Source organism: Nitrospira sp. Vd2, assembly GCF_979581665.1.
Map to the genome: position 1 here is coordinate 1 of NZ_CEFZSK010000017.1, position 26,954 is coordinate 26,954.

At 60.3% G+C, this 26,954-nt stretch carries 34 protein-coding genes and 1 tRNA gene; 18 read left to right on the forward strand and 17 right to left on the reverse strand.

The features are described 5' to 3' along the window. Nucleotides 1-36: 36 nt before the first annotated feature. The 11 genes from hpt to AC1U7K_RS08435 form a co-directional block, all read right to left on the reverse strand. The gene (gene hpt, locus AC1U7K_RS08385) at nt 37-564 is read right to left on the reverse strand and encodes a hypoxanthine phosphoribosyltransferase (RefSeq protein WP_480250663.1); all 528 of its coding nucleotides are present in this window, start codon (nt 562-564) and stop codon (nt 37-39) included. After that, nucleotides 561-2,033: a tRNA lysidine(34) synthetase TilS gene (tilS, locus tag AC1U7K_RS08390; RefSeq protein ID WP_480250664.1), complete on the reverse strand. Its 1,473-nt coding sequence runs from the start codon at nt 2,031-2,033 to the stop codon at nt 561-563. Before tilS ends, hpt begins: the two co-directional genes overlap by 4 nt. A 4-nt stretch (nt 2,034-2,037) precedes the next feature. After that, the gene (locus AC1U7K_RS08395; protein WP_480250665.1) at nt 2,038-2,982 is read right to left on the reverse strand and encodes a bifunctional riboflavin kinase/FAD synthetase; all 945 of its coding nucleotides are present in this window, start codon (nt 2,980-2,982) and stop codon (nt 2,038-2,040) included. A gap of 13 nt (nt 2,983-2,995) precedes the next feature. Beyond that, nucleotides 2,996-3,970 (reverse strand): porphobilinogen synthase, encoded by a 975-nt coding sequence (gene hemB / locus AC1U7K_RS08400; RefSeq protein ID WP_480250666.1) that lies wholly within the window; start codon nt 3,968-3,970, stop codon nt 2,996-2,998. A gap of 1 nt (nt 3,971) precedes the next feature. Then, entirely contained in the window at nt 3,972-4,364 is a 393-nt protein-coding gene (locus AC1U7K_RS08405; protein ID WP_480250667.1) for a CBS domain-containing protein, read from the reverse strand. Between the two features lie 30 nt (nt 4,365-4,394). After that, nucleotides 4,395-5,912 (reverse strand): uroporphyrinogen-III C-methyltransferase, encoded by a 1,518-nt coding sequence (cobA, locus tag AC1U7K_RS08410; protein WP_480250668.1) that lies wholly within the window; start codon nt 5,910-5,912, stop codon nt 4,395-4,397. Between the two features lie 25 nt (nt 5,913-5,937). After that, nucleotides 5,938-6,888: a hydroxymethylbilane synthase gene (gene hemC, locus AC1U7K_RS08415; RefSeq protein WP_480250669.1), complete on the reverse strand. Its 951-nt coding sequence runs from the start codon at nt 6,886-6,888 to the stop codon at nt 5,938-5,940. Then, the gene (locus AC1U7K_RS08420; RefSeq protein WP_480250670.1) at nt 6,885-7,175 is read right to left on the reverse strand and encodes a hypothetical protein; all 291 of its coding nucleotides are present in this window, start codon (nt 7,173-7,175) and stop codon (nt 6,885-6,887) included. The genes hemC and AC1U7K_RS08420 overlap by 4 nt, the downstream gene beginning before the upstream one ends. 16 nt (nt 7,176-7,191) lie before the next feature. After that, entirely contained in the window at nt 7,192-8,571 is a 1,380-nt protein-coding gene (gene hemA, locus AC1U7K_RS08425; RefSeq protein ID WP_480250671.1) for a glutamyl-tRNA reductase, read from the reverse strand. A gap of 4 nt (nt 8,572-8,575) precedes the next feature. Continuing rightward, nucleotides 8,576-9,376 carry a cytochrome c biogenesis protein CcsA gene (gene ccsA, locus AC1U7K_RS08430; protein WP_480250672.1) on the reverse strand — a complete coding sequence of 267 codons (801 nt, stop codon included), beginning with the start codon at nt 9,374-9,376 and terminating at the stop codon, nt 8,576-8,578. 79 nt (nt 9,377-9,455) lie between these two features. Further along, on the reverse strand, nt 9,456-10,013 hold the full coding sequence (locus AC1U7K_RS08435) for an NUDIX domain-containing protein (protein WP_480250673.1): 558 nt from the start codon (nt 10,011-10,013) through the stop codon (nt 9,456-9,458). Nucleotides 10,014-10,147: 134 nt separating this feature from the next. Here AC1U7K_RS08435 and rsmI point away from each other — a divergent pair, with 134 nt between their 5' ends. After that, nucleotides 10,148-10,891, forward strand: a complete 744-nt coding sequence (gene rsmI / locus AC1U7K_RS08440) for a 16S rRNA (cytidine(1402)-2'-O)-methyltransferase (protein ID WP_480250674.1) — start codon at nt 10,148-10,150, stop codon at nt 10,889-10,891. On the opposite strand, the gene AC1U7K_RS08445 is transcribed toward rsmI, so the two are convergent. The 3 genes from AC1U7K_RS08445 to AC1U7K_RS08455 form a co-directional block, all read right to left on the reverse strand. After that, entirely contained in the window at nt 10,863-11,126 is a 264-nt protein-coding gene (locus AC1U7K_RS08445; RefSeq protein ID WP_480250675.1) for a sulfurtransferase TusA family protein, read from the reverse strand. The genes rsmI and AC1U7K_RS08445 overlap by 29 nt on opposite strands. A gap of 139 nt (nt 11,127-11,265) precedes the next feature. Beyond that, the gene (locus AC1U7K_RS08450; RefSeq protein WP_480250676.1) at nt 11,266-11,988 is read right to left on the reverse strand and encodes a hypothetical protein; all 723 of its coding nucleotides are present in this window, start codon (nt 11,986-11,988) and stop codon (nt 11,266-11,268) included. A gap of 174 nt (nt 11,989-12,162) precedes the next feature. Next, nucleotides 12,163-12,249: transfer RNA gene (locus AC1U7K_RS08455), tRNA-Leu, on the reverse strand. Nucleotides 12,250-12,366: 117 nt separating this feature from the next. Here AC1U7K_RS08455 and AC1U7K_RS08460 point away from each other — a divergent pair. From AC1U7K_RS08460 to AC1U7K_RS08535, 16 genes are all read left to right on the forward strand, one after another. After that, nucleotides 12,367-12,648 (forward strand): Fe(2+)-trafficking protein, encoded by a 282-nt coding sequence (locus AC1U7K_RS08460; protein ID WP_480250677.1) that lies wholly within the window; start codon nt 12,367-12,369, stop codon nt 12,646-12,648. 122 nt (nt 12,649-12,770) lie between these two features. Further along, nucleotides 12,771-13,484 (forward strand): SDR family NAD(P)-dependent oxidoreductase, encoded by a 714-nt coding sequence (locus AC1U7K_RS08465; RefSeq protein WP_480250678.1) that lies wholly within the window; start codon nt 12,771-12,773, stop codon nt 13,482-13,484. Nucleotides 13,485-13,587: 103 nt separating this feature from the next. Continuing rightward, entirely contained in the window at nt 13,588-14,043 is a 456-nt protein-coding gene (locus AC1U7K_RS08470) for a bifunctional nuclease family protein (protein WP_480250679.1), read from the forward strand. 115 nt (nt 14,044-14,158) lie between these two features. After that, nucleotides 14,159-14,635: a bifunctional nuclease family protein gene (locus AC1U7K_RS08475; protein ID WP_480250680.1), complete on the forward strand. Its 477-nt coding sequence runs from the start codon at nt 14,159-14,161 to the stop codon at nt 14,633-14,635. A 46-nt stretch (nt 14,636-14,681) separates the two neighbouring features. Next, on the forward strand, nt 14,682-15,110 hold the full coding sequence (gene rplM, locus AC1U7K_RS08480; protein WP_480250681.1) for a 50S ribosomal protein L13: 429 nt from the start codon (nt 14,682-14,684) through the stop codon (nt 15,108-15,110). Between the two features lie 38 nt (nt 15,111-15,148). Then, complete coding sequence (gene rpsI, locus AC1U7K_RS08485) at nt 15,149-15,541, forward strand: 30S ribosomal protein S9 (protein ID WP_480250682.1); 393 nt, start codon at nt 15,149-15,151, stop codon at nt 15,539-15,541. Nucleotides 15,542-15,646: 105 nt separating this feature from the next. Continuing rightward, nucleotides 15,647-16,723, forward strand: a complete 1,077-nt coding sequence (argC, locus tag AC1U7K_RS08490; protein WP_480250683.1) for an N-acetyl-gamma-glutamyl-phosphate reductase — start codon at nt 15,647-15,649, stop codon at nt 16,721-16,723. Continuing rightward, complete coding sequence (gene argJ / locus AC1U7K_RS08495; RefSeq protein WP_480250684.1) at nt 16,720-17,970, forward strand: bifunctional glutamate N-acetyltransferase/amino-acid acetyltransferase ArgJ; 1,251 nt, start codon at nt 16,720-16,722, stop codon at nt 17,968-17,970. The genes argC and argJ overlap by 4 nt, the downstream gene beginning before the upstream one ends. A 227-nt stretch (nt 17,971-18,197) precedes the next feature. Continuing rightward, a complete protein-coding gene (gene rpsB, locus AC1U7K_RS08500; protein WP_480250685.1) occupies nt 18,198-18,974 on the forward strand; it encodes a 30S ribosomal protein S2 in 777 nt (258 codons plus the stop codon). Between the two features lie 39 nt (nt 18,975-19,013). Further along, entirely contained in the window at nt 19,014-19,610 is a 597-nt protein-coding gene (tsf, locus tag AC1U7K_RS08505; RefSeq protein ID WP_480250686.1) for a translation elongation factor Ts, read from the forward strand. After that, the gene (gene pyrH, locus AC1U7K_RS08510; protein WP_480250688.1) at nt 19,607-20,332 is read left to right on the forward strand and encodes a UMP kinase; all 726 of its coding nucleotides are present in this window, start codon (nt 19,607-19,609) and stop codon (nt 20,330-20,332) included. Before tsf ends, pyrH begins: the two co-directional genes overlap by 4 nt. Before the next feature lie 10 nt (nt 20,333-20,342). Then, on the forward strand, nt 20,343-20,900 hold the full coding sequence (gene frr, locus AC1U7K_RS08515) for a ribosome recycling factor (protein ID WP_480250689.1): 558 nt from the start codon (nt 20,343-20,345) through the stop codon (nt 20,898-20,900). A 48-nt stretch (nt 20,901-20,948) separates the two neighbouring features. After that, entirely contained in the window at nt 20,949-22,061 is a 1,113-nt protein-coding gene (gene alr / locus AC1U7K_RS08520) for an alanine racemase (protein WP_480250691.1), read from the forward strand. 93 nt (nt 22,062-22,154) lie between these two features. Next, a complete protein-coding gene (locus AC1U7K_RS08525; RefSeq protein ID WP_480250692.1) occupies nt 22,155-22,925 on the forward strand; it encodes an MlaE family ABC transporter permease in 771 nt (256 codons plus the stop codon). A gap of 2 nt (nt 22,926-22,927) precedes the next feature. After that, complete coding sequence (locus AC1U7K_RS08530; protein WP_480250693.1) at nt 22,928-23,707, forward strand: ABC transporter ATP-binding protein; 780 nt, start codon at nt 22,928-22,930, stop codon at nt 23,705-23,707. Between the two features lie 11 nt (nt 23,708-23,718). Further along, nucleotides 23,719-24,693 (forward strand): MlaD family protein, encoded by a 975-nt coding sequence (locus AC1U7K_RS08535; RefSeq protein WP_480250694.1) that lies wholly within the window; start codon nt 23,719-23,721, stop codon nt 24,691-24,693. A 46-nt stretch (nt 24,694-24,739) separates the two neighbouring features. On the opposite strand, the gene AC1U7K_RS08540 is transcribed toward AC1U7K_RS08535, so the two are convergent. Together AC1U7K_RS08540 and AC1U7K_RS08545 are read right to left on the reverse strand one after the other, a co-directional pair. Next, entirely contained in the window at nt 24,740-25,048 is a 309-nt protein-coding gene (locus tag AC1U7K_RS08540) for an MTH1187 family thiamine-binding protein (RefSeq protein WP_480250695.1), read from the reverse strand. Nucleotides 25,049-25,067: 19 nt separating this feature from the next. Continuing rightward, nucleotides 25,068-25,706: a precorrin-2 dehydrogenase/sirohydrochlorin ferrochelatase family protein gene (locus tag AC1U7K_RS08545; RefSeq protein ID WP_480250696.1), complete on the reverse strand. Its 639-nt coding sequence runs from the start codon at nt 25,704-25,706 to the stop codon at nt 25,068-25,070. Nucleotides 25,707-25,832: 126 nt separating this feature from the next. Here AC1U7K_RS08545 and AC1U7K_RS08550 point away from each other — a divergent pair, with 126 nt between their 5' ends. Further along, on the forward strand, nt 25,833-26,282 hold the full coding sequence (locus AC1U7K_RS08550) for a c-type cytochrome biogenesis protein CcmI/CycH (protein ID WP_480250698.1): 450 nt from the start codon (nt 25,833-25,835) through the stop codon (nt 26,280-26,282). Between the two features lie 63 nt (nt 26,283-26,345). Here AC1U7K_RS08550 and AC1U7K_RS08555 read toward each other — a convergent pair whose 3' ends face one another. After that, the gene (locus tag AC1U7K_RS08555) at nt 26,346-26,891 is read right to left on the reverse strand and encodes an HNH endonuclease (protein ID WP_480250699.1); all 546 of its coding nucleotides are present in this window, start codon (nt 26,889-26,891) and stop codon (nt 26,346-26,348) included. Between the last annotated feature and the right edge of the window lie 63 nt (nt 26,892-26,954).

Genomic DNA, 26,954 nt, shown 5'->3' on the forward strand with positions numbered 1-26,954 from the left:
ATCCTGGCCAGCGTGGCTCGATTTTGTCAGCGCACTTCAGAGACAGGACACTAGGTATGGAAGATTCCGATATTTTTGCTGGTAGTCCAATCCATAGCCCACCACGTACTGATCAGGAATTTCGAACCCGACATAGTCAATCGTGACGTGTTTGCTGCGGCGCGTCGGTTTGCTCAGGAGCGCGCACACCTTGATCGACTTGGGCTTTCGTTTCTCGAGCGTGTTGATGAGAAATTGGACGGTCAAGCCGGAGTCGACGATATCTTCCACCAACAGCACATCGCGGCCCGCGATATCCTCGGTCAAATCGGTCACCATTTTCACCTTGCCGGAACTCTTCGCTTTGCCGGCGTAACTGGTGACCACGAGGAAATCCACCCGGAGCGGAATCCGAATCGCACGGGCCAGGTCCGCGTAGAACGCATAGGCGCCTTTCAGGATCCCGACGAGAATCAGATCGCGCCCGTCGTAATCGGAGGTAATTTGCCGGCCGAGTTCGCGAATCCGCGTCCGCATCTGCTCTTGCGTGACGATCGGCCGTCCGAAGATCCGTTCCGTGGTCATGGCTTCTCCTTCGCGACGGTCGCGGTCTGTTCACTCACGGTCAGACGCAAGACGCGCGTGGTGGAATCGGTCACGCGAAACCGATGGTCGAGGTGATGGCCGACGACCCACACGATACCCTCCGGTGCGACGACGAGTGGAACGCGATGCCGGAGATCACGCGGGACCCGTCGATCAGTGAAGAGATCTTGCAGCTTTTTTTGCCGTCCGCCCAATCCTAACGGGCAAAACCGATCCCCACGCCGCCAGCCACGAACGTTCAGCGTTAAGGTCAACCGGTCGGCATCGACCATGGCACGCAATGGGTCGTGATCCATGCAAAACGGCTCCTTTCGATCCCAGTGTACCAAATCAGCCGAGATCCGCTGACGTGTTGCCGGCCAGTCGATCATGGACGGAACGGGCAGCGCGACGCTCTCCTCCTGATGAATGGACGGGAGCCGCCCCTCAAACTCCCCCCCATCCGTTAGGCGCAAGATCCGCAACTTGTCATAGTCATGACTGACGTGGATGCCGGCGAGAACAGCCGAACTGCCCGATGGGAGATCCCCGGCGCACCGCAGCGTCTCGGATACCGCGGCCAGTGAGGGAGGATAAGCAGTGCCGGAGACTCGCTGCAGCGCCTGGCGGACGATCCGGCGTTGCAGTGCGAGAGGCTGTAACAACAACAAGTCACGATGCAGCACCAACTGCCCAGACGCCTCTTCCGCCGTCAGGGACTGCAACGCTCCCGCCGCAGTGTGATCGAGATATCGGTCCTCATCTCGCAAGATGGCCGCCTGGCGGGCGAGCACCTCGACGATCGAGGGATTGACTTCACGGAACAGCGGTAAGATCCGGTGGCGAACGAGATTTCTTCGATACTTCACCGTGCGATTACTCGAATCCTCGCGATGGGCAAGGCCGCGTTCGCCAAGGTACTGGAGAATCTGCCGACGAGTCACCTCAAGCAACGGCCGGATGAAACCGGGCGGCCGCGTCCACGGGATGCCGGCCAAGCCGCGAGTCCCCGTCCCGCGCAACAGCCACAAGAGCACGGTCTCCGCCTGGTCGTCGAGCGTATGGCCGAGCGCCACTTTCGTCCAACCCTCTCGTCGCTGGATAGTTTCCAGCGTCTGATATCGAAGAGTCCGTGCCGCCGCCTGTCGCGAGGCACCGTGCCTGGCATCCGACGGAAACGAAAGTGATGTGCAGAGACACGGGATGCCGAGTCGACGACAGAGATCGACGACGAACTTCTCATCCGTATCGGACTCCTCGCCACGCAGCCCGTGATTCAGGTGCACACCTTTCAATGTGAGATCAAACGAAGGAGCCAACTCGTGAAGGACCGACAACAGGGCGACTGAATCCGCACCCCCCGAAACCGCGACCAGGACGCGATCACCACGCTGAAGAAGGCGGTGGGCACGAATCGCCTGGACGACCAATCTCCTCATCGCCGGTTGCCGTTCCGTTACCATGGTCATTCGGTTACTCCAGCGCCATTGTCGGTACAGCCTTCAATGCTTCGCGTGCCTGGCGTACATCGAGGCTGATTTGAGCTGAGAGTTCCGCCCCGGTCTCAAACACCATATCGCCCCGCAAGCGATCGACGAACCGCACGCAGATCTCTTCTCCATAGAGTGCGGCCTGCTCATCCAGCAAATAGACTTCGAGCAACCGCTCGCCCGGACCGAACGTCGGGCGCGTGCCGATATAGGCCACCGAATCGTAGACACGCTCCTTCCACAGCGTCACGGCCGCATAGACGCCGTCACCGGGAATGACGCGCTCCGGCGGCAGGCGCAGGTTTGCGGTCGGCCAGCCCAAGCTCTGCCCGCGCTGCTCCCCGTGCAACACGCGACCTTTGAGCTCATAGAGCCGGCCCAGACAGGCCGCCGCCTCTCGGACTTGTCCTTGCTGAATCAGCGTCCGAATCCGTGTCGAGCTCACGATTTCTCCCTCGACGGTAACCGGGGGGACGGCATGCACCATGAAGCCGCCCTGCGCGCTGAGCCGCACGAGATCGGGCAGACGACCCGCACGCTTTGCGCCGAAGGCAAATTGCTCACCGACGAACAACTCGCGCACCCGCAGCGTATCGTGAAGGATGCGGGACACAAACGCTTCCGGCGCCAGCGCGGCAAAGGCCGGATCGAACGGCAGGCACAACGTTTCGTCGATTCCGAAATCCTGAAGTCGCGCCAGTTTTTCCTCCATCGAGATCAACAGCCTCAGCGGCGTCGTGGGGGAGAGCACGCGGAGCGGATGGGGATCGAACGTCAGCACCATTGCGGTGCCGTCTTTGGCCCGCGCCGTCTTGATCACCGTGTCCAACAGCTGCTGATGCCCGCGATGGAGGCCGTCGAAATTACCGATCGTCAAGACGGGATACGGTTTCGGGGTATAGTCGGGCAGGCGGCGGATCAGATTCATGGACAGAGCGCACTCACCCGTTTAACACCTTGGCCGCATCTTTCGCGAAGTAGGTCAAAATCAGATCGGCTCCCGCGCGCTTGATCGAGGTCAATGACTCCATCATCGCTCTTGGTTCGTCGAGCCAGCCCGCCCGCGCCGTCGCCTTGATCATGCTGTACTCGCCGCTCACCTGATACGCGGCGACCGGATGCTGAAACCGCTCCCGCGCCGCGGCAATGATATCCAAGAACGGCAGGGCCGGCTTCACCATGATGATGTCCGCGCCCTCCTCGATGTCCAGCTCGATCTCCCGGATCGCTTCCCGTGCATTCCCCACATCCATTTGGTAGGAGCGGCGATCGCCGAACTTCGGGGAGGAGTCGGCGGCATCACGAAACGGCGCATAGAAACAGGACGCGAATTTCGCGGCATACGCCATGATCGGCACATCGGTGTAGCCATGACGGTCCAGCTCATCGCGGATGGCCGCGACGCGTCCATCCATCATGTCGGACGGTGCGACTATATCGGCACCCGCCTCGGCGTGCGTCCTCGCCATGGCGCGAAGACAATCGAGCGTTTCATCGTTGATGATTCGGCCGTCCCGGACGATCCCACAGTGGCCGTGCGTGGTGTACTCGTCAATGCAGACATCGGTGATCACGACCAGGTCTGGCAGCCGATCCTTGAGCGCGCGCACCGCTTGCTGCACGATGCCATTCTGGTCGTAGGCCGACGTCCCGCGCTCATCCTTCCGATCCGGGATGCCGAACAGGATGACGGCCGGCACCCCGGCCAGATGCACCTCGGCCGCTTCCTTGATCAAGAGATCCACCGACCACCGGTATTGCCCGGGCATCGAGCCGATTTCTTCGCGCCGGTCCCGGCCGGTGGTGACGAACATCGGATAGATGAAATTCGAGGGCGAAAGCGTCGTCTCGCGCACCATCCGACGCAGCCCTTCACTCTGCCGGAGGCGCCGCAGACGTTGAGAGGGAAAGCCCATGCTATTTCCTCGGCAGATTCGTCAGAAAGACGACGAGATCACGCACGGAGATCATGCCGACCAACTTGCCGTCGCGTGTCACACCCAGATGACGCAGGTGCTCGCGGGCCATGAGGTCATTGGCGTCCAACAAGGTCTTGTTCTCCTCGATCGTGACGATCGGCGCCGACATGATGTGCTCGACGACGATTTTCGAGGGATCGCCGCCGACCGCCACGGCGCGGCGGACCATGTCCGTATCGGTCACGATCCCGATGATGTCCTTCCCACGTGTGATGAACAAACTGCCGATGTTGCGATCGCGCATGATCTCGGCGGCCTTTCGGACATCCGTATCGCGATCCACCGTCACGAATTTTTCTGCCGGGATCATGAATGACTTCACGGGCACCATGCGTTCATCCTCCTTCTCCTTCTCGAATGCCTATGACCGATGTGAACGAATGTATTCCACGACACCGTCCACCATCGCTGGGATCGTATTTTCCTTCGCCAGAATGGCGACTCGTAACCCTTCTGCTTCCGCCGTCTGCGCGGTAATCGGCCCGATGCAGGCGACCGACACGCCAGCCGTCAAGGCGGCCAACTCGTCCCGGGTCTCGAACAGCGCGCAGAAATTCTTGACCGTTGAGCTGCTCGCAAACGTGATGACGTGTATCGCGTGCTCGCGCAACTGTGCCTTGAGCCGATCGACTTCCAGCGCCGGCCGAATGGTACGGTAGACGGTGACGACGTCGACGTGCGCGCCCGCGGCACGCAATTGCTCAGGGAGTATTTCTCGTGCGACCGCGGCCCGGGCAATCAGGATGCGTTGCCCCCGCACAGTGCCTTGCGTGATCGCCGAGATCAAGCCTTCCGCCTGAAATTCTTCGGGCACGAGGTCGGCTTTCAATCCATACCGACTGAGCTCCTGCGCCGTCCGAGGCCCGATGCATGCGAGTCGCAGCCCGGCCAGCGCCCGAGCATCGCGACCGCGTTCGGTGAGGCGGGTCATGAACGGCCGGACGCCGTTGACACTCGTAAACACGAGCCACTGATAGCGGCTCAAGTCCTCAATGGCCGCATCGACCTCTCGCCAGTTTTCCGGCGGCACCATTTGAATGACCGGATACTCGATCGGCTCCGCACCTTGCTCGGCCAAGAGAGAGGACAGTTCACCCGCCTGTTCGCGTGCACGGGTGACAAGAATGCGGGTCCCGAACAAGGGGCGCGTTTCGAACCAATTCAACTTCGGTCTCAGCTTGACCACGTCGCCGATCACAATGGTCGTCGGCGGCTCAAGCCCCGCGCGCTGCGCCTTCTCCACGATATCGCTCAGCGTTCCCGTCACGGTTCGCTGGTCGGCGCGACTCCCCCACCGGATCAATGCGACCGGAGTATCGTGGCGCTTGCCTTCCTTCGTGAGTTGTTCAACGATGGTCGGCAAGTTCTTCATCCCCATGAGGAAGACGAGCGTCCCTTCCGCCGTTGCCAGGCGCGGCCACTCCAACGCCGAGGCTCCCTTGACCGGATCTTCATGACCAGTCACGAAGGTCACGACTGAGGCCAGCGTGCGATGGGTCACGGGGATGCCGGCATAGGCCGGGACGGCGACCGCGGACGTGACGCCGGGCACGACCTCGAATGGGATCGACGCATCGGCGACCGCTTCTGCTTCTTCCCCTCCCCGCCCGAACACGAACGGATCACCGCCCTTCAACCGCACCACGGTCTTTCCTGCCCGCGCCTTCTCGATCAGCATGCGATTGATGGCGTCCTGAGATTCATAGTTCCCTCGACCGCGCCGGCCGACATAAATTCGCTCCGCTTCTGCTGGTGCATACTGGAGCAAGGCCGGATTGGCGAGGTAGTCATAGACGATGACGTCGGCGCGTGCTAAGCAATCCCGTCCCCGCAAAGTCAGTAAACCGGGATCTCCGGGGCCGGCTCCGACAAGAAACACCTTTCCGGCTGCGTGTCTGATGGCATCAACCTTGAGCGTAGATCTCGCGGAGAATGCCGTCCCCGCCCTTTGCAAGCAAGCGTTCCGCCAACTCGGTCCCCAACATCCGAGCGTCCGAGACGCTGCCTACCACCGTATCGCGAACAATCCTCTTGCCGTCCACACTCGCGATCAATCCATCGAGATGCAGCCGGTCATGATCGATTCGCGCGTGCGCCGCGATCGGGACCTGGCACCCGCCCTGCAGCCGATCCAGCACGGCCCGTTCGGCTGCGACGGCCACATGAGTGACCGGATCATCGAGGGTCGAGAGCAACTGACGCACGAACTGATCGTCTCGTCGCCCTTCGATGCCAATCGCCCCTTGCCCCATTGCCGGCAGGCTGATGTCCAACGGCAGGTACTCGGTCACCCGGCCCTCCCATCCCATCCGTCGCAGGCCGGCCGACGCAAGAACGATCGCGTCGTAATCCCCTTGCTGCAACTTTCGCAACCGCGTATCGAGATTGCCGCGCAGCATCTCGATGTGCAGATCGGACCGCACATGCAGAAGTTGCGATTGGCGACGCAGACTACTCGTACCAATCTTGGCCCCCGTCGGCAATTGGCTGAGCGGCAGATGATCGCGGCTGATCAATGCGTCCCGCGGATCTTCGCGCGGCGGAATACAGAGGATCTCCAACGGCTCCGGCAAGACGGTGGGTACATCTTTCATGCTGTGGACGGCGAGATCGATCTCTCCGCGGACCAGCGCTTCCTCGATTTCTTTGACGAACAGCCCTTTGCCGCCGACCTTCGCCAGCGGGACATCGAGGATTTTGTCCCCGGACGTCTTGATCCGCTGGAGCGTCACGGTGACGTGTGGAGCAATGTCGCGGAGGCGCGATTGCACCCACTCCGCCTGCCAGATCGCGAGTCGGCTCCCGCGTGTGCCGATGACCAGCGAGGCGCGTGATGCGGCCGCGTGGGCCGTCATCGCCTTCCCTCGTCATAAGGGCTGTGAAAGGGGGCGTCACGGGCACCGGGTAGCTTTTCACGGTCATCGACCTGTTTCGTCGGGATCGGCACCATTTCCCGGTAATAGGACGACATCAGCACAAAACTCAGCAGCGCCATGATCACGACCAAGTACGCGAGGACGTCCCAGCGAAAGCCTGGCTTCGGTCGGTAATCATGGCCGCAGCGCGGGCAGTCCGGAACGGGATCGTGGCCCAAATAGGTATGCCGGCATGACGGACACGTAAAAAGTTTGGGAGGCGGCACGGATCACCACACCTGTTCACATCGTACAACGATTCGGCGGCGTGGCTTTGGGCCGATCATCCTCAGTGCCAGCACACGCCCTCGGCGCATCCTTGACCGGCGTCGAGCCATGCGGTGAGAGACCCGGCTCATCGACGAGGCTGAAGAACCGCCGAGCGGCTTCGATGAACAAGGCGCCACTGGCGGAGTCGGCTTCCGCTTTGAGCGTCACAACCGGCCCGTGGAGCAATTTGTTCACGACCGCTCCCGCCAATGCTTCGATCGCTTCGCGATCCTGGAGGGACAAATGCTTGAGCCGGCTCAAGGTTCGTTCCAGTTCGGCCTGTTTGATCTCTTCGGCGCGCTTGCGCAAGGCGACAATCGTCGGCGTGACCTCCAACGATTTCATCCACTGGCGGATCACGTCGACTTCCTCTTCGACGAGACGTTCGGCCTTCCCCGCTTCGGTCCGGCGCTCTTCCCGGTTTTGCTCGACGCGCAACTCGAGATCGTCGATATCGAACAGAAAGGCATTATCGATCTCCTTCACGCCGGGATCGATGTTGCGGGGCACAGAAATGTCGATGAGAAAAATCGGCCGATTCATGCGCAGGCGGACCGCGCGTTGGACGTCCTCGGCTCGGATCAAAGAGTGCGAGGCGCCGGTTGAGCACAGCACGATATCGGCTTCCACCATTTCCTGCCGAAAATCTTCGAATGGAATCGCCGTGCCGTTGAAGCGCTTGGCGAGATCGATCGCACTCATGGCATCGCGGGTCGTGATCATGACCCGACGGACGCCGTTGTTCACCAAATGCCGAGCCGCCAGCTTCGCCATCTCCCCCGCCCCCACGAGCAAGACCGTCTTCTCACCGAGGTTCGAGAAGATCTTCTTGGCCAGTTCGACCGCCGCATAGCTGACTGACACGGCCGCCTCCGCAATGCGAGTCTCCGTCCGGACGCGCTTGGCGACCGAGATGGCCTTCTTCACGAGCTTGTTCAGGATCATCCCGCTCGACTTATGAGTCAGCGCGGCTTCGAAGGCATCTTTGAGTTGACCGAGGATCTGCGGCTCGCCGACGACCATCGAATCCAGACTCGAGGCCACGCGAAACAGATGAGTGATCGCCCGTTCACCCGTGTGCCAATAGAGATGTGGCGTGAGTTCTTCGGACGACAAGGCCAGATGCGTATCGGCGAAAAACGCCTGGACGCCGGCGTAGCCGACCTCGACCTCGTCCACAACCGCGTAGACCTCGACTCGATTGCACGTCGAGAGCAACATGCCCTCTCGGATCCCGGCATAGCCTGACAGGCGGTGCAAAGCCTCCCCAAGCCGGCTCTGCGGCACCGCCAGCTTCTCCCTGATTTCGATCGGGGCCGTCTTGTGGCTCAGTCCGACGACGATGATCTGCATCCTGCTAGACCCCTGAGCCGTGCCCTTTGAGCACAATCCCCATGAACGTCAGGATCACGCCGGCAAAACCGATGATCGTCAAGTACGCCGCCCGCTTCGCCCGCCAGCCCACGGTCAATCTCCCGACGAGCACTGCGAAATAGAAGACCCACGTGACCAATGCCCAGGTCTGCTCGGGATTCCAGTTCACGAAGGTGCCGCGCGCAAACTCCGCGGAGACCGCACCGACGATGATGCCCAATGTCAATAACGGAAAGCCGAGCACGATGGATTGCTGGTTGAGATGATCCAAAAAATCCAGCGGGGGTAGCTTCTTATAAAGGATGTTAAAACGCTTGGACTTGAGCAACCGATCCTGAATCAAGTACATAATGCCGGCGACGAAGGCGACGGCGAAGCCGACGGTGCCCAAAATGCTCAACGTCACGTGCAGCCACAAGGTCTTTAAGACCGGCTCCAGTGTCGAGACCTCTTTCGGCAGTGCGGCGGCCGACAGCAACGAAATCACGGCGAGCGGTAGAATGAACGACCCGAGAATATGAATCCGGTGCCGCAACTCGACGAACAGAAGAACGAAGACCAGACACCACGAAAAAAACGACAGCGCGTCATGCGAACTGGAAAGCGGGATATGGCCCCCGCCCATCTGACTGATCAGCGCGGCGGTGTGAGAAGCAAAGCCAATGGCGGTCACGATCAACGACACCTGGGACAGCGCTTCCGAACGCCGGACGAGATACGCGAGGTAGAACCCGGTGCCCACGAAATAGAGCACGAGCGTGGTCATAAAAAGAATGACCGACATGAATCTATCCTCGCAGAACTTCTGGCAAAAGAATAGTGATGGATAAGCGGTGGATTATAGCTGCTTAAAAAATAACGCGTCAAGGAATCGCGCGGAGATCGATCGATGCGAGATAGTCGCGCAGTGCTTGCGCGGTGCTGGGAAAGGCCAAGTCGCTCCACGGGAGATCAGAAGGAGGGAAGATCTTCGCCTCGAGAGTTTCATCACCGGCGGCGACGGTGCCGCCGATCGCTTCACCTATGTAGACAATGATGATGACGGGGTGCTCGGCATACGAATAGATGTTCAAGAGGCGCGTGACCTTGACCTCCAGGCAGCTCTCCTCGCGCGTCTCTCGAACCGCCGCTTCCTCGACCCGCTCTCCACGGTCGACGAACCCGCCGGGGAAGACCCATTTCCCGTATGCCGGCTCGATGGCGCGGCGGACAAGGACCAAACCGCCGTCCAGTGACACGATCGTCCCGACGGCCACTTTCGGGTCAAGAAAGAAGATGAAGCCGCAAGCCAAACAGACGAGGCGGTCGGGTTCGCTCGACTTGACCGAACGCCGCGCGAGGCTCCCGCCGCATTTCGGGCAAAATGAGTAGTCGGCCTTGGCCCAATCTTCGTGGGTCTGTACGAGACCCTCGGGTTCCATTCGGCGCCATTCCATTCGGACTGGGGGCCGATCTTAGCACAGTTGACGGGACCGGCAAAACATCAGCACTGCGACTGGATTTCAGTCGCGATTCTGTCGCGCACACCGGCTCCGCGAGCGTGGGGCCGTAGTTCATGGCCGGGATCCTCTACGTCGTGGGGACACCACTGGGTCATCTCGATGACCTATCGCCTCGCGCGCTTTCAATACTTCGCGACGTCGACTTTATCGCAGCCGAGGACCCGGCCGTGACCAAATCGTTGCTCGATCGCCATGATATCGCGACGCCGGTCACGAGCTACCAAAACCTCAACAAGGAGGCCAAGACGCCGGTCATCCTCAAGCGCCTGGAAGAAGGCGAGACGGCAGCCCTCGTCTGCGATGCCGGCACTCCGGGCATCGTCGACCCCGGCTGCTTCTTGGTTCGCCAAGCGCTGGACCGCGGCATCACAGTCAGCCCGATTCCTGGACCTTCGGCTGTCACAACAGCGCTCTCGGTCTCGGGTCTGTCAGCTGATCGGTTTCTCTTTCTGGGCGCATGGCCTCACGGTGTGGTGCAACGGCGGAAGACGCTTGCCCGAATCGCGGCAGCCGAAGAGACAAGCGTGCTCTTCGTGTCCGGTTCGGAACTCGCTCACCTGCTGTACGACTTTGAGGACCGATTAGATCGGCGCCGAATCGTCCTTGTCCTCGACGCCACGACGCCGGAGGAATTGGTCATCGCCGGAGATGCCAGGCGATTGGGCGCCTTCATCGAGGCACACGATCCTGTCAGGGAATCGACGATCGTGATCGAAGGACAAGGCCGAAGCAGACCGCGGGCAGAGAAGAAACGTATGAAAGGGAAGATTAGTCGTCGTCGCGCTTTCGGATCATGATACGGAACGAACCGTTGTATGGTTCCTGGCGCAGTACCGTGTGGCCGTCATCTGCCACGCTGCGAGGCACATTACGGATCGGATCGCCGTCATCCAAGATCACCGCCAAAATCTGCCCAGGCTCCATCGTCTCAAGTTTGAGTTTCGTCTTGACGAAGTTGTATGGGCAGATCACGCCGCGTAAGTCGAGCTCCGCGCTCACGTCCGATGTTGCGCTTCCTTCTTGTTCGTTCACGTCTGGCGTCACTTCCATAATAGGAGCGCCGAAGCGTTAATCGCGCGTCGGCAATCTTACCAAATCGGCAATCTTACCAAAAATGAAGAGGGCGGCCGGAAGCCGCCCTCTCCTTCATCCATGCATCGAGGGATGAGAATTACTGCTTCACGAGGTTAGGCTTATCCGCTCCACCGTAGTCGCTGCGGTTCTGAGTGCCGTAGCCCCAGCCCGGCTGCGGCTCACACTGCCAGCACGGCGCGGCGCCCGTCACTTCACCGATCGTGCTCACGATCCCGGACTGAATCTCGCCCGGCAGAACCTGCCCGACGACGCCACCGTGGCTCGATGCATTCTCGGTGATGATCCCGCGCTCGGTCTTCGGATCAGGCCGCTGACCCAGCCCGCCGAACCCGGCCAATTTCTCGTTGCCCCGGATCACGGTAATTTCACGGATGAACTTCTTTCCCGTTCCATACGGCTGCTTGTCAGTCGTCTGCTCGCGCGCCTGGATCATCACGTCGTCGCCGGTCTGGATCGTCTTGATTTGATCCATGTTCGTTTGATCATCAATGTAGGCCACGAGTGCGGACATCGCACCGGTTCCCGCCCGGCCTTCGTCATGGGAACTCCCGCCGGTCTCGAGAAGGATCTTGCCGCCGGGGATGTCGATGCCAAGAATGCGGCCGAAGATCGTTTCGGGCTGCGACAACCGCTCCAGGAGGGCATTCTTGTCCCAAATTTGGGAGCGAGTGCCTGTACCGGACGATTCACCGACGCCGGTACCAAAGCCGGAGTGCTGCGGCAGACGCTCCTGAGCAGACGCGATTCCGACAGAGCCTGCAAGCAGGATCCCTGCTCCCAACGCAATGACTTTACGCATGTGCTGCCTCCTTGTAAGTGATAAAGATGATGATGGACGACGAAAACAACGATGGGATATGCGGCAACGAATCATAGACGGGCGAAATATAAGCTAACCTTTTGGACCTGTCAAGCAAATTTCCTCTAATTCTCCGCCGGCTAGCGGCATACTAGGCATGAACGAATCCGCACGTGGTGCCCGGAGGGAGGGTCGAACTCCCACTCTCTTGCGAGAACCGGATTTTGAGTCCGGCGCGTCTGCCAGTTCCGCCATCCGGGCCTAACGGCGCTCGATCTTCTACCATTGATGGCGGAACCCGGTCAACGCCTCGCTCGCTCTTTTCATCGGTCCGAACAGCGTGATAAGATGCCACTTCTCGGACGGCAGGAGGTACTGATGAACCAGGTGCAGTGCGTGAAATGCGGCAAGGCCGGCGAAGCGATCACTGATCCTCTGTTTCTTGGACGCCTCGAAGCCGAGGTCAAGTCCAAAGTCTGCAAAACGTGCTGGAAAGCTTGGGAAGGCATGCGGGTGATGGTGATCAACGAATATCACGTCAACCTAGGCGATGAAAGTGGGCGGGAGTTGGTCCGCAATCAAATGAAGGCGTTCTTGAACCTGTCGGGTCAACCCGTAGACACATCCAAGATCGACCAGAACTACCGCCCTCCGCAGTAAAGCGGGTGCCCGAGTTCCTCCTCCCCATACTTACGCGACAATTGCCGCTTTCGCCGGATCGAAAGGGTATGACGCCCTGACGGTCCACCGTCCACGTTTGGCATTCGACAGATCGGTACTCGATGGCCTTGTTGAAAGATCGGGTCGTGCTGATCACCGGCGCCGGGCGCGGAATCGGCCGCGCCACCGCCGAACTGTTTGCCCGGGAAGGCGGACGCGTCGCGATGTGCGCGCGCACGCAGTCGGAATTAGAGGCGACGGCCGCTGCCATTCGTGCAGCGGGCGGTCAGGTCATGTCCCGTCGAACGGATATCGCCGATACCGGCCAGGTGGACGAATTGGTTGAAGCGGTTCTCGCCCACTATGGTCGCCTCGACATTCTCATCAACAACGCCGGCATTCTTGGACCTCGCACATCCATCCTCGAGTATCCCCGGACGGACTGGGCCACCGTGCTCCAAGTCAATCTCACCGGAACCTTCTATGTCTCGCAATCGGCGGCACATGTGATGGTTCGGCAGCGATCGGGGACGATCATCAGTCTGTCCTCATCGGTCGGACGACGAGGCCGGGCAGCCTGGGGCGCCTATGCCGTCTCGAAATTTGGCATCGAAGGGTTGTGCCAGGTGATGGCGGAGGAATTGCGGCCCCATGGAATCCGCGTGCTGACCTTCAATCCGGGCGGTACCCGCACACACATGCGGGCGGATGCCTATCCCGAGGAAGACCCGGCGATGGTACGCTCGCCCGATGAGGCCGCTCGCGCGCTGCTCGTGCTCGCTATCGATCCCTCACTTGATCTCTCCGGTCGCGCACTCAGTCACTCAGACCTTTGAGGCCATACGCTCGCGTCATTCGTTGACAAAGGTCGAAAATCAGTGATAGATTGACGCCTGAATCATGAGAAATCTCGTTAAGTTGTAGTGAAAGGGCCCTCCGATGATTACACAGATGAAGGTCCGGGGCCTGATGTTCGATCCTTATAACAATGCCTACATCGTCATTTTGCGTGACGAGGACCGCTCGGAAATGCTCCCGATTTGGGTCGGAAAAGCGGAAGCGAGCTCGATCAGTTTCGCGCTGGAAAACATCGCCACACCGCGGCCGATGACACACGACCTGATGAAGTCCATCCTCGACACAGTAGACGCCAAAGTCATCAGCGTCGTGGTGACCGACATGAAGGACAACACCTACTACTCGAAGATCCACTTACTGTACGAGGACAGCGAGTATTCCATCGACTCTCGACCGAGTGATGCCATCGCTCTCGCGCTGAGGACCGACGCACCGATTTTCGCGAGCGAAGACGTCATTCGGAAACAAGCATCCGAAGAATTGGACCAGTGGCTGGAAAACCTGAAGCCCGAAGATTTTGGCAAGTACGAGACGTAGAGTTTCGGCTCCTCCCTCCTCGCTTCGACACATCATCCCAAGCCAGGCTTCTGGGCGGGTTTATGGGTGGTTGAAGCCCAGGATCGGTGGCGCACGCTAACCTGAGACCAGAGGCATGGAAGAAGCAGCGTCAGCGGGTCTCGTCCGACTCCAGGTCCACGGGGTCATCGAAGACGTCAATACCGAGACTCGGATCGTCATTCTGAGGGACGAGGAGAATTCCGAAGTATTGCCGATCTGGGTCGGTACCGCCGAAGGCAACGCGATCCGTCTCGCCATGGAAGGCATCATGACGCCCCGGCCCATGACGCACGACCTGATCCGAAGCTTTGCCGAGCACCTCAATCTCAAAGTCTCCCGTGTCGTCATTACCGAAGTGAAGAACAACACGTACTACGCCTCGATTCACCTGATGGCCCGGGAGTCTGAACGCACTGTGGATGCCCGCCCGAGCGATGCCATCGCCCTTGCGCTGCGAACCGGCGCGCCGATTTACGTGACGGCCGACGTCCTCCGTCAGCGGAGCGGCGGCAAGCTCGAAGCGTGGCTCGAAAAACTCGACTTGAAGCAATTCGGCAAACATGAAGTGTGACGTCGACGCACGAAGCGTGATGTGAAGGAGCGATGAGGAGAAGCGCATGAAAACGTATCTCGCCAAACCCACCGATGTGACGCGAAAGTGGCTGGTCGTCGATGCAAACGGAAAGACGCTCGGTCGTCTCGCCGCCCGTGTCGCCGGGTTGCTGAGGGGCAAACACAAACCCACCTTTACGCCGCACGTCGATACGGGTGACCATGTTGTGGTGATCAATGCCGAGAAGATTCATTTGACCGGCAACAAGTTCAAATCCAAGACGTACACCTATCACACCGGGTATCCCGGTGGGCTGAAGACGTTGACGGCCGAACACATTCATGCGAAAAACCCGACCACGCTGGTGAGCGAGGCGATCAAGGGCATGCTGCCCAAGACGCCGTTGGGGAAACAAATGGCCCGCAAGCTGAAAGTCTACGCGGGTCCTGACCATCCGCACACGGCGCAGCGGCCGGAAGCGGTCAGCCTCTAACGCCACTCACACTTCGATCCAGGGAGGAGACAGGACAGATGGCCGCAGCGACACATTATGCAACCGGGAAACGAAAGTACGCGATCGCCCGTGCGTGGGTGACCGCCGGGAACGGTGAGGTCACGGTCAACGAACGGCCGCTGGAAGAATATTTCCCGCGGTCTACACTCAGAACCCAGATCCTCTCCCCACTGGAAGTCACCGGCATGGCGGGCAAGTGTCGCGTGCTGGCGACGCTGTCTGGCGGCGGGACGACCGGGCAGGCGGGCGCCCTTCGTCACGCCATCGCACGTGCACTCGTGAATCTGAACCCGACGCTGCGTGAGCCGCTCAAGAAGGAAGGCTTTCTCACCCGCGACTCGCGCGTGAAGGAACGAAAGAAGTACGGACAGAAAGGGGCGAGAAAGCGCTTCCAGTATTCGAAGCGCTAAGGGCCGGCGTGCGGTAGTGTCAAAAGGAAGGCCCTCGGGCCTTCCTTTTTTTATGCCCGCTTCTTTTTATGTCCGCTTCGCAGACGTAGCGAAAGGGAGACGGCCGTGTTGAATGAAAAGGTCCGAATCGCGGTACTCGGCGCCAGTGGGTATACCGGAGGGGAACTCTTGCGCCTCGTCGCGGCGCATCCCCGCATCGAGGTCCTGGCCGTCACAGCCGAAAAAAATGTCGGGACACCGCTGGCCTCCGTCTTCCCGTCTTTAGCCTCGGTCCTTCCGCCACTCCTTCTCGAAGCCGTTGACATCGAATCCTTCGACAAACGCGTCGACGCCGTCTTCCTTGCACTCCCGCACACCAAATCGCTCACGCCCGTGGCGGAATGCATCGCGGCCGGCAAGAAAGTCGTCGATTTGAGCGCGGATTATCGGTTGACAAATCCGGTCGTGTACCAGAAGTGGTACGCCACGAACCATCCGTACCCGCACCTACTGAACGAAGCGGTCTATGGATTGCCGGAACTTTACCGCGAGCCGATCCGCAAGGCTCGCCTCGTCGCCTCTCCCGGCTGCTATCCGACCGCCGCAATCCTTCAACTCGCGCCCTTGGCCGCGAATGGCCTCATTGAGCCCGGATCGATCGTGATCGACGCGAAGTCCGGCATTTCAGGAGCAGGGCGCTCTCCGGCACTCCCCTATCATTTCCCTGAAGTGCACGAATCGACGGAGGCCTATAAGATCGGTCAGCATCGGCACATCCCGGAGATCGAGCAGGAGCTGGCCCTGCTGTTTGCCCGTTCGGCGACGGGCGTGACGGAACGGCCGGTTGAAATCGTCTTTACTCCCCATTTGGTGCCCATGAACCGCGGGATCCTGAGCACGGCGTATTGTCGCTTGCGGCAGGAGGTGCCGCTCAACGACCTTCGCACAATCTACCGAGACTTTTATCGCGGAGAACGGTTCGTCCGGTTCCATGATGGGGACCTGTCCCCAAATCCTCGGCATCTCCGCGGCGCCAATTTCTGTGATCTCGGCGTGTTTCTGGGCCGCCCCGGTTGGGTCGTGACGGTGGCAGCAATCGATAATTTGATCAAGGGTGCCGCCGGGCAAGCGCTTCAAGCAATGAACCTCATGTGCGGATTCCCGGAGGACATGGGATTGCAGGGGGCAGGAGTCTTTCCGTGATCCGGCGCAGTCCACGCTCAGTCGCTCCTCATGGGGCGAAACGAACCGGCCTCGTTCGGGGCGGCGTGACGGCGCCCAAAGGGTTCTCAGCGGGCGGCGTGCATTGCGGAATCAAAAAAGCGTCGGTGCTCGATCTGGCCTTGATCGTCTCTGATGAGCCGGGGCCGATTGCAGGCGTATTTACATTGAACCGCTTTCCAGCGGCGCCCGTGCAACTGGACCGAGTGCATCTCCAACGCGGCCTCGGGCAGGCCATCATCGTCAACAGCGGCAATGCCAACGCCTGCACGGGAGAAGGCCTGGCAGACGCCGAGGAAATGGCCAACCTCGTCGCTCGCCGCCTCAATATCCCGTTACATACCGTATTCGTCGGCTCCACAGGCGTGATCGGCCGGCCTTTGCCGATGTCTTGTATCCGGCGTGGCCTCCCGGCTTTGATGAGTCGGGTTCGGAAGACCGGCGGACATGAAGCAGCACGGGCGATCCTGACAACGGATCTGAAAACGAAAGAGGTGGCGGCGGCGGCCCAGATCGGCGGACAGACGGTCACAGTGGGCGGCATGGCGAAAGGCTCGGGGATGATCCACCCCGACATGGCCACGATGCTGGCGTACGTGACGACGGATGCGGCCATCGAGCAGCCGCTGTTGCAACGGGCATTGGTCACCGCCGTGAACCGCTCGTTCAATTGCATCTCGGTCGACGGTGATACGAGCACGAACGATACGGTGCTGTGTCTTGCGAACGGATTCGCCAAGAACCAGCCGATCGCAGCCGACACACCGGCCGCGGAAGAGTTTCAGCGGCTGCTCGACGCCGTGTGCTTTGAACTCGCGATGAAAGTGTGCCGTGACGGCGAGGGCGTGACGAAGGTGGTTCGGATCATCGTCAGCGGAGCCAAGACGCAGGCCGACGCTCGACAGGCCGCCAAGACAATCGCGACCTCGAACCTTGTCAAAACCGCCCTGTTCGGGGAAGACGCGAACTGGGGGCGGGTCATGGCGGCGCTCGGCCGTTCGGGCGTCCCACTCGATCCTGACCATGTCAGCCTCTCGTTTGATGGGGAGGCCATGGTCAAGAACGGAGTCGGCCTAGGGGCAGACGCCGAACGCCGCATCGCCCGGGTGTTCCGTCGTCCGGAATTTACGATCGCCGTCGATTTGGGACAGGGCACATCATCGGCGGAAATGTGGACGACCGACCTCTCCTATGACTACGTGAAGATCAATGCGTCGTACCGATCGTGACGATGTCCGAACTGGCGCAACTCGTTCTTAACTTGAAAAGAACCGACGACTGTGTTAGCGTTTCAACGCTTTACGACTGACAACGTTCTGCAACCACCGCCCGCGTCCAGCGGGCACCTTATCCAAATCCACATTGGCGTGTAGGCACGCCACGTTGCTTGGGAATAAGGGGGAGACCTCTCGTCCGCTTGTACGGATGCTCCGCAAGCACGGAAGGAGGTGACGGCATGATCACGATCCGAGAGTTGCTCGAAGCAGGCGTCCATTTCGGCCATCAGACCAACCGTTGGAACCCGAAAATGAAACGGTTCATTTTCGGCGAGCGCAACGGCATCTATATCATTGATCTCCAGCAAACCGTCGAGCGGTTTCAGGCGGCGTATGATTTCGTCCGCGATACCGTGGCGGCCGGCGAGTCAGTGCTGTTCGTCGGCACCAAACGCCAGGCGGTCGAGATCATCGAAGAAGAGGCCAAGCGCGCGAAGCAGTTCTACGTGAATCAACGCTGGCTCGGCGGGATGCTGACGAACTTTCAGACGATTCGCCGCAGCATCGACAAGCTGAAGAAGTTTGAGTCGATTTTGGCGGATAGCGGCCACCAAGGGTTCACCAAGAAGGAATTGGGGCAGATGGAGAAGGAACGCGTCAAACTTGAGAAGACGCTCAGCGGCATCAAAAACATGACCCGCCTCCCCGGTGCCGTCTTCGTGCTCGATACGCGCGTCGAACGCATCGCCGTGCAAGAAGCGAATCGGCTCAGCATTCCGGTCGTGGCCATCGTCGACACCAACTGCGACCCGGACGGGATCGACTATCCGATCCCCGGCAACGATGACGCGATCCGGTCGATCAAGCTCATCGCTTCCCGCATCGCCGACGCGTGTATCGAGGGCGGACACCTTCGGGCGCAGCAGGAGGAACGCGAGAAGACCGAGGCGCTTCCCGTGGCCGACATGCGGGTCGCCCGGACAGCCCCCGTCGAAACCATTCCGGCGACGGCCTGAGACGGCGTGGTCCCAGAGTGAGAGAGGAGAGCGAGCGGCATGGCAGGCAATACGACACTCGTAAAGGAACTCCGTGAGAAGACCGGCGCGGGCATTCTCGATTGCCAAAACGCGCTGAAGGAGAGCGGCAACGATCTGGAGAAGGCCATCGAGCACTTGAGGCAAAAAGGCCTCGCGACGGCGCAAAAGAAGGCGGGGCGCGAAACGAACGAGGGGACGATTGCCGCCTACATCCATCCCGGCAATCGCATCGGCGTGCTCGTCGAGGTGAATTGTGAAACGGACTTCGTCGCGCGCAACGAAGAGTTTCAAGCCTTCGTGAAGGACTTGGCGCTGCAGATCGCCGCCGCAAGCCCCTCGTATGTTCGGCGCGAGGACATCCCTCCCGCCGTCATCGAGAAGGAAAAGTCGATCTACCAGGCGCAAGCCAAAGAGATGGGCAAGCCGGAAGCCGCGTGGCCGAAGATCGTCGAGGGCAAGGTCGAAAAGTTCTACCAGGAGAGTTGCCTGCTGGAGCAGACGTTCATCAAGGACCCGACGACGACCATCAAGGATCTCCTGACGCAGAAGATTGCGAAGATCGGAGAGAACATCAGCATCCGCCGGTTCACCCGCTATCAATTAGGCCTGGAATGACCGCTGCGAAGTACCAGCGGATTCTTTTGAAGATCAGCGGCGAGCTGTTGGCCGGCGATCAAGGATACGGCATTCATCCCAAAATTCTCGATGACCTGGCGAATGAGATCAAAGCCGTCGTCGCGATGGGCGTCGAAGTGGCGATCGTCATCGGCGGCGGCAATATTTTTCGCGGCATCGCGGCCAGCGCGAACGGCATGGAGCGATCCTCCGCCGACTATATGGGCATGCTCGCCACCGTGCTCAATGCGCTCGCGCTTCAGAACGTCCTCGAGCAGAGGGGCATCGTCACACGGGTGCAATCCGCGATCGAAATGCGTCAGCTCGCCGAAGGCTACATTCGACGCCGGGCGATTCGCCATCTCGAAAAGAAGCGCGTCGTGATTTTTGCCGCGGGAACCGGCAATCCATACTTCTCGACGGACACCGCCGCGGTGCTTCGGGCCATGGAAATCGGCGCGCAAGTGATCATGAAGGGCACGAAGGTCGACGGCATCTACGAAGCCGATCCGGTCACCCATCCCACCGCTAAGAAGTTCAACGAGCTCCCGTTCCTCTCCGTGCTGAACCAGAATTTGAAGGTCATGGACTCCACCGCCATCACCTTGTGCATGGACAACAATCTCCCGCTGATCGTCTTCAACCTCAAGGAACCGGGCAATCTGCTGCGAGTGGTGCAAGGCCAACGGATCGGCACCCTCGTGACCGCCGGCTCCCGGTGAGCGAGGCCTCATGGCGAGCGACGTCAAACGCAAAGCCACCGAGCGCATGGAGGCCGCGTTGGAGCATTTGAAGCGCGAGCTCGGCGGCTTGCGGACGGGTCGCGCCTCCACGACCCTGCTTGATACGATCAAAGTCGATTATTACGGCACGCTGACGCCGCTCAAGCAGGTGGCCAATGTCGCGGTGCCGGAAAGCCGTTTGATCACGGTCCAGCCTTGGGAACCTCAGCTCATCCGTGAGATTGAAAAGGCCATCATGGCGTCGGGATTGGGGTTGACTCCGGCGAACGACGGCAAGATCATCCGCATCCCGGTTCCCCCGCTCACGGAGGAGCGACGCAAAGAGCTCATCAAGGTGTGTAAGAAACACGGGGAGGAGACGAAGATCGCGTTGCGGAATATTCGCCGTGAAAGCAACGAGGAATTGAAGCATCAGCAGAAGGACGCAAAGCTCTCGGAGGACGAGCTCCGCAAGGCTGAGAACGAAGTCCAAAAACTGACGGACCAGTATGTGCAAAAGGTCGATCAAATCCTCAAGAAGAAGGAGGAGGAGATTCTCGAGATCTAGTCTCTCCCGGTGCGAGCACACACGTCCCATAGCGAGCCGTCGTCAGCCTTGCCGCCCACCCGGGCCCTGATCGATCTCTCGGCACTCGCTCACAATCTCGACCAAGTCCGACAACACATTCCCCCAGCCTGCGAAATTCTTGCCGTGGTCAAAGCCGATGCCTATGGGCATGGCGCGATCCCGATCACCCACGCCCTGAGTACGCTCGGCGTCCGCCGGTTTGGAGTCGCGACGCTCGAGGAGGGCATTGCGCTGCGTACGGCAGGGATCAATGCGACCATCCTCGTCATGGGGGCCCTGCTCCCTGAGCAATGCAGCGAAGTCGTCACACACGGTCTGACGCCGATTGTGCACGATTCGGCTATTGTGGAGGCACTGGCCCGTCACGTTCACGAGCACGCGCGCTACCCGGTGCATGTGAAAGTCGAAACGGGTATGGGTCGCCTCGGTCTCCTCCCCGGCGAAGTCCTTTCTGTCCTTCGCCTGCCGGCCTTCTTTGGACGCCTCTATCCAGAAGGATTGATGACCCATCTCGCCGATGCGGATAATACCGACAAGACGTATACCCATCTACAACTTCAACGGTTCCAGGCGACGATCGACGACGTGAAACGCGCGGGCATCCACATCCCGCTGATCCATGCGGCCAACAGCGCCGCCGTCCTGTTTCATCCCGCGTCACACTTGACGCTCGTCCGGCCCGGCATCATGCTCTATGGCTATCACACGGCCGAGGGCGCACCTCTTCCCATCAAGCTGAAGCCGGTGCTGAGCCTCGTCACGCGGGTCGTGCAAGTCCGGACGTTGTCGGCCGGTGAGCACGTCAGTTATAACCGCAGCGGGACGATCACGCGGCCCAGTCGCATTGCGGTCTTGCCGGTCGGGTACGCCGACGGCTATAATCGATTGTTGTCGAATCGTGGCGCCGTCCTCATCAGGGGCCGCCGCGCGCCGATTATCGGCAGGGTCTGCATGGACATGACGATGGTCGATGTGACCGACGTTCCGGACGCCGCCGTCGGAGACGACGTGGTCTTGATCGGCCGGCAAGGGGGCCTCCGTTTGACTGCCGCACACCTCGCCTCCTGGTCCCAGACGATTCCCTATGAAGTGTTGTGCGCGCTCGGCCCACGAGTCGCACGGCTCTATCGGCAGGCGTAGACCAAGACGCGCCGTCCCGCTCAGGGACGATTGTCCCTCGCCATCCCCCTCCCCTATAATAAACGGATGCTGTCGCTTCGCCTGCCAGGACGAATGACGTACCGCACCCTTGAAGACCGGCTGCTGAATACGTTGCTGGTCGTGCAGGAATTTGCCGAATTGACCGGTCAAGCCATTGCAGGGTTGACGCGATCGCGCCGCTATGTTCCCGAAATGATCCTTCAGATCGACCGCGTGGGCGTCGGCTCTCTGTTCATCGTGATTTTGACCGGTCTGTTCACGGGCATGGTCCTCGCCCTCCAAGGCGCGATTCAGCTCGAGCCGTACGGGGCGACGATTTATGTTTCCCGCTTGATCAGCACCTCGGTGGTCCGGGAACTGGGCCCGGTCCTCGCGGCACTCATGATCGCGGGCCGGGTCGGGACGGGAATCGCCTCGGAAATTGGATCGATGAAGGTGACGGAGCAGATCGACGCCCTGCGGGCCGAGGGGAGCGATCCGATTGCCAAGCTCGTGACGACGCGCTTGGTCGCCTGTGTGCTCATGATTCCCCTGCTCACCATTTTGACGGACGCCATCGCGATCGCCGGCGGTTGGGTCATTGCTACCATGACTCTGAGCATCGATTCCTACTTTTACTGGACCTGGGCGCTCGAAGCGCTCGTCCCAGGTGATGTCGTGCTCGGCCTCGTCAAACCCGCCGTCTTTGGATTCCTCATTGCCATGGTCGGGTGCTACTCGGGCTTTCACACCCGCGGGGGGACGGTGGGGGTCGGTCGCTCGACGACGCAGTCGATGGTGTCCTCCTCGATTCTCGTCCTGGGCAGCAACTTTCTCCTGACAAAGCTCTTCATGGCGTGGTAGCGATGCTCCGTCTCCAACACGTATCACTGACCCTCGGGGACCGCGAGGTGCTTCACGATATCTCGTTTCACGTGGCGGCAGGGGAAACAAAAGTCATCGTGGGCGCCAGCGGCTCCGGGAAGACAACAGTCCTTCGTCTCATTCTCGGCCTCTACCGGCCGGACCGAGGATCGATCACGATCAACGGCATCGACATCGCGAAGGCCAACGAGCGTGCGCTGCGCCACTGCCGCGAGAAGATGGCCATGGTGTTTCAGAGCGCCGCGTTGTTCGACTCACTGACCGTGGGTGAAAATGTCGGCTACCGCTTACGCGAGCGGGGCACCGTCCCCGAGGCGGAGATCGACCGAATCGTCAGGGAGAGTCTGCGCTTTGTCGCACTGGAAGATGTGATCGACAAGATGCCGGCCGAACTCAGCGGTGGGATGCGCAAACGGGTGGGCATCGCGCGAGCCCTGGCGAGCGGGGCCGGCATCATTCTCTATGATGAACCGACGGCCGGGCTGGACCCGATCAACACCTGCCTCATCAGCCGGCTGATCCTGAAGCTCAAGGGGAAACACGCGACGCAGATCGTCGTGACTCACGATCTGGAAACCGGGTGTCGGGTGGCCGATTCCATGTTGATGCTCCAACAGGGCCGTGTCATCTTCGAGGGCACGCCGGAGGAACTGAGGCGCTCGGAAGATCCCGATGTCCGGCTCTTCATCGACCCCGGCAGTGTCTTTACACCGGAGGCGGGTACTCTGTCATTGGCCCGCCGCCCTCCGACGACGGTCTAACAACGGACACCATGCCACGCCCATCACTACGATGGTCCCAAGTCAAAGTCGGCGCGGTCGTCGTGATCGCCATCGTCTTGCTTGCGGCGGCGATCATGAATATGAACCACGGGCTCACGTTCATCTCACGCCAAGTCCAACTGAAGGCTCTCGTCAACCACAGCCAGGGCCTGAAGGTCGGCGGTCCGGTGCGCTTCAACGGCGTCGATGTAGGGAATGTCCGCGACATTCGGCTGGCCGAGAACTCTGGCGGTGTCGATATTTTCTTTACCGTTCATCGTTCAGTCATGCCGCACCTTCACGACGACGCGACGGTCGCGATCAAGGCGCTCGGCCTGTTGGGCGACAAATTTCTCGATCTCTCCCCCGGCACGGCGGATCATCCGCCGCTCACGGCGACACACACCCTCGTGGGAAAGGCCGACGGGGATGTCACCGGACTCGCTTCCGAGGCCGGCGTCACGCTTGACCGCCTGAACGAGGCGATCGGCGACTTGCACCGCATCCTTGCGTCCATCAGCCAAGGACAAGGCACCGCCGGAAAACTCGTGGCCGACCCAAGCCTCTACGAACGCTCTCAGCGTCTGTTGGAAAAACTGGAGGCGGCGTCGGAGAAGGGACTGGAGGTGATCGACAAGGTCGAACGTGGGGAAGGCACGATCGGCCGCCTCGTGGCCGATGAAGCGTTCTATCGCCGGGCCGATCAGGCGCTGACGGAGCTCACCGAATTGACGCGCCGCCTGAGCAATCAGAACGGGACGCTCGTCAAGCTCTCCGACCCCGCGCTGTATCAACGCCTCGATAACTTGACGACGCGGGGCGAGCAGATTTTATCCCGCATCCAGAGCGGTGAAGGCACGGTGGGAAAATTAGTGACGCAAGACGAACTCTACGGCCGTGCGGACAAGCTGCTCACCGAGCTGGAACAACTGGTGGCGGACGTCAAGCGGCATCCGACCAAATACTTTCGCCTGTCCTTGTTTTGATTGAGTCCGGCGGGGGGAACCGGCCGAAAGTGACCGCGGCTTTGGGCTAGGTTCGAAGGGTCCGCTTCAATCGTTTCTCCACACTTGCCGTCTTCACCGATAACCGCCCCCTGTGACCCTTTCGATAGTCGATCTTGATCGTACAGGAGATCCGGTTACAGTCTTTCCGCATGCGTTCATAGCAGCGGCGAACGACGTCCATCACCTCGTCCCATTCGCCCTCCAAGACCGTCCCCATCGGATTGAGCCGGTACTCGATGCCGCTCTTATCGATAATATCGAGCGAGCGAGCCACATACTTGCCGACGCTTTCACCCTTGCCGAGCGGCGACATGCTGAACTCGAGGAGAACCATCACACCTCCCTTCTCATGCTTATTGCGATACTTCCGTGCGGCTGGCCGCTCGCCATGCCGATGGATACGTGACTGTCCCGGACAGCTTGAACCCTTCCACGGCTTCCCGCAATTGGGCGCGTCGACGCTCGGGATCGGGCTCCTCGGCCTGCGACGCTTCTCGGAGTTGCCTGAGCCAGTCCAAAAACGCTTCGAACTCGTCATCAAACAGGGCCGCGAGATCCTGCCGAAGCCGCGCGGCCAAAGCCGGCGCGACACCGCTCGTGCTGATCGCGATCCGCAGATGTCCGCGGCTCACGAGTGCGGGCATCGTACACGTCGACAGGTCCGGTCTATCGGTCGAGCAGAGAAGAAACCGCTCTTTCAGCGCGAGTTCGTAGAGCGAGCGCGCGTAATCCGTATCGGTCTTCTGCGCATTGATGACGAGCGTCACACCTTCCCCATCGCTGGCCCGGAACGTGCGCACCCGATGAATGATCTTGCCGGACGCCGCCAGCTTTCGCAGCGCATCGTTCAACGTGGGATTGATCACCGTCACTTTCGCCCCCGCTTGAAGCAATCGCTGCACCTTGTCGGCGGCTTCCTCGCCGCCGCCCAACACCAGGCACAACCGGCCTTTGACATCGATGGAAAGCTGAAAACCCGGATTCACAGTCATATGTCCCTCACAATCGGGCGATATCTTACCGCAGGCTCAATTCGGACGTAAACGCTCTTTCCAAACGCCCGTTCGCTGCCTGTATAATGCGCGGCCAATGACCGGCCAGGAAGGAGACAGGAAAAGATGAAGAGCGACACCATGCGTGCTGTCGGAATGGCCGGCGGCATCATTCTATTTGCCGCCATTGCGGCCTGGCTGGGATTGGCGCATAGCTGTGAGCAACAGGGAAGCGGGGTCATTGCCGGGAAGGTACGCATCGAGCCCGAATTGGCCGCGAAGTTGGCTCCCACCGACGTGTTGTTCGTCATCGTCCGGCGGCCCGGCGGCATGCCGCGACCGATTGCCGCCAAGCGCATCGACAATCCGCGGTTCCCGGTGTCATTCGAGATTACCAGCAAAGATGTGATGGTGGAGGGTTCAGAGCTGCGGGGAATGGTCGACGTCATTGCCCGCGTGGATAAAGACGGAACCGCTGGCCCGCCTCAGCCCGGGGACATGGAAGGACGGTTTGAGAAGAACCCGACGCTGCCGGGAGCGCGGGATATCGAGATCGTGATCAATAAAGTCTATTAGACTACGGGCGGGATTCGACTAGCACCACCAACGCAGAGAGCTCAGAGTCAAGCTGACGTTGCCTCACCCATCCGCCGGATCGGCATCCAATTCCATGTTCCAATAGAGATAGTCGCGCCAGCTCTCGGGGGCGTTCCGGATCCCGATCGTAATCGTGATCACCGGATTCCAACGAGGCTTGACGGGCTTTCTGGCTAGGCGCATGCCGGCTTCCTCCGGCGTCCGGCCACTCTTCTTATTGTTGCAGCGCCAACAGGCCGTGACGATGTTTTCCCACGTCTTCCGGCCGCCTTTGGCGATCGGCACGACGTGGTCGAAGGTGAGGTCCTCGGTTTTGAATCGATGCTTGCAATACTGGCAGGTGTACCCGTCGCGGGTGAAGATATTAATGCGAGAGAACTTGACGGCCCGGTGGTTGTCTTTGAGCTTGACCAGCTTCAGCAACCGCATGACGGCCGGCAGCTTGATCGACACCGAGACGCCATGAATCTCCCGGTCGTAAACCTCGAGAACTTCGACCTTGCCTTGCCATAAGAGTGAAATGGCCTTTTGCCAATGGAGTACCCGGAGCGGTTCGTAGCTCGCATTCAGCAGCAGCGTCAGCTCCAACTCATTCCCCTCCTCTCGCTGAGGGACGGCAACATCCCGTTACCAGGCAAACTCCCGTTACCC

Excerpts from the sequence above, each read along its gene's own strand:
- hpt (WP_480250663.1), bottom strand. The coding sequence starts at position 564 with ATGACCACGGAACGGATCTTCGGACGGCCGATCGTCACGCAAGAGCAG.
- tilS (WP_480250664.1), bottom strand. The coding sequence starts at position 2,033 with ATGACCATGGTAACGGAACGGCAACCGGCGATGAGGAGATTGGTCGTC.
- AC1U7K_RS08395 (WP_480250665.1), bottom strand. The coding sequence starts at position 2,982 with ATGAATCTGATCCGCCGCCTGCCCGACTATACCCCGAAACCGTATCCC.
- hemB (WP_480250666.1), bottom strand. The coding sequence starts at position 3,970 with ATGGGCTTTCCCTCTCAACGTCTGCGGCGCCTCCGGCAGAGTGAAGGG.
- AC1U7K_RS08405 (WP_480250667.1), bottom strand. The coding sequence starts at position 4,364 with ATGGTGCCCGTGAAGTCATTCATGATCCCGGCAGAAAAATTCGTGACG.
- hemC (WP_480250669.1), bottom strand. The coding sequence starts at position 6,888 with ATGACGGCCCACGCGGCCGCATCACGCGCCTCGCTGGTCATCGGCACA.
- hemA (WP_480250671.1), bottom strand. The coding sequence starts at position 8,571 with ATGCAGATCATCGTCGTCGGACTGAGCCACAAGACGGCCCCGATCGAA.
- ccsA (WP_480250672.1), bottom strand. The coding sequence starts at position 9,376 with ATGTCGGTCATTCTTTTTATGACCACGCTCGTGCTCTATTTCGTGGGC.
- AC1U7K_RS08435 (WP_480250673.1), bottom strand. The coding sequence starts at position 10,013 with ATGGAACCCGAGGGTCTCGTACAGACCCACGAAGATTGGGCCAAGGCC.
- rsmI (WP_480250674.1), top strand. The coding sequence starts at position 10,148 with ATGGCCGGGATCCTCTACGTCGTGGGGACACCACTGGGTCATCTCGAT.
- AC1U7K_RS08450 (WP_480250676.1), bottom strand. The coding sequence starts at position 11,988 with ATGCGTAAAGTCATTGCGTTGGGAGCAGGGATCCTGCTTGCAGGCTCT.
- AC1U7K_RS08460 (WP_480250677.1), top strand. The coding sequence starts at position 12,367 with ATGAACCAGGTGCAGTGCGTGAAATGCGGCAAGGCCGGCGAAGCGATC.
- AC1U7K_RS08465 (WP_480250678.1), top strand. The coding sequence starts at position 12,771 with ATGGCCTTGTTGAAAGATCGGGTCGTGCTGATCACCGGCGCCGGGCGC.
- AC1U7K_RS08470 (WP_480250679.1), top strand. The coding sequence starts at position 13,588 with ATGATTACACAGATGAAGGTCCGGGGCCTGATGTTCGATCCTTATAAC.
- AC1U7K_RS08475 (WP_480250680.1), top strand. The coding sequence starts at position 14,159 with ATGGAAGAAGCAGCGTCAGCGGGTCTCGTCCGACTCCAGGTCCACGGG.
- rplM (WP_480250681.1), top strand. The coding sequence starts at position 14,682 with ATGAAAACGTATCTCGCCAAACCCACCGATGTGACGCGAAAGTGGCTG.
- rpsI (WP_480250682.1), top strand. The coding sequence starts at position 15,149 with ATGGCCGCAGCGACACATTATGCAACCGGGAAACGAAAGTACGCGATC.
- rpsB (WP_480250685.1), top strand. The coding sequence starts at position 18,198 with ATGATCACGATCCGAGAGTTGCTCGAAGCAGGCGTCCATTTCGGCCAT.
- tsf (WP_480250686.1), top strand. The coding sequence starts at position 19,014 with ATGGCAGGCAATACGACACTCGTAAAGGAACTCCGTGAGAAGACCGGC.
- pyrH (WP_480250688.1), top strand. The coding sequence starts at position 19,607 with ATGACCGCTGCGAAGTACCAGCGGATTCTTTTGAAGATCAGCGGCGAG.
- frr (WP_480250689.1), top strand. The coding sequence starts at position 20,343 with ATGGCGAGCGACGTCAAACGCAAAGCCACCGAGCGCATGGAGGCCGCG.
- AC1U7K_RS08525 (WP_480250692.1), top strand. The coding sequence starts at position 22,155 with ATGACGTACCGCACCCTTGAAGACCGGCTGCTGAATACGTTGCTGGTC.
- AC1U7K_RS08530 (WP_480250693.1), top strand. The coding sequence starts at position 22,928 with ATGCTCCGTCTCCAACACGTATCACTGACCCTCGGGGACCGCGAGGTG.
- AC1U7K_RS08535 (WP_480250694.1), top strand. The coding sequence starts at position 23,719 with ATGCCACGCCCATCACTACGATGGTCCCAAGTCAAAGTCGGCGCGGTC.
- AC1U7K_RS08540 (WP_480250695.1), bottom strand. The coding sequence starts at position 25,048 with ATGGTTCTCCTCGAGTTCAGCATGTCGCCGCTCGGCAAGGGTGAAAGC.
- AC1U7K_RS08545 (WP_480250696.1), bottom strand. The coding sequence starts at position 25,706 with ATGACTGTGAATCCGGGTTTTCAGCTTTCCATCGATGTCAAAGGCCGG.
- AC1U7K_RS08550 (WP_480250698.1), top strand. The coding sequence starts at position 25,833 with ATGAAGAGCGACACCATGCGTGCTGTCGGAATGGCCGGCGGCATCATT.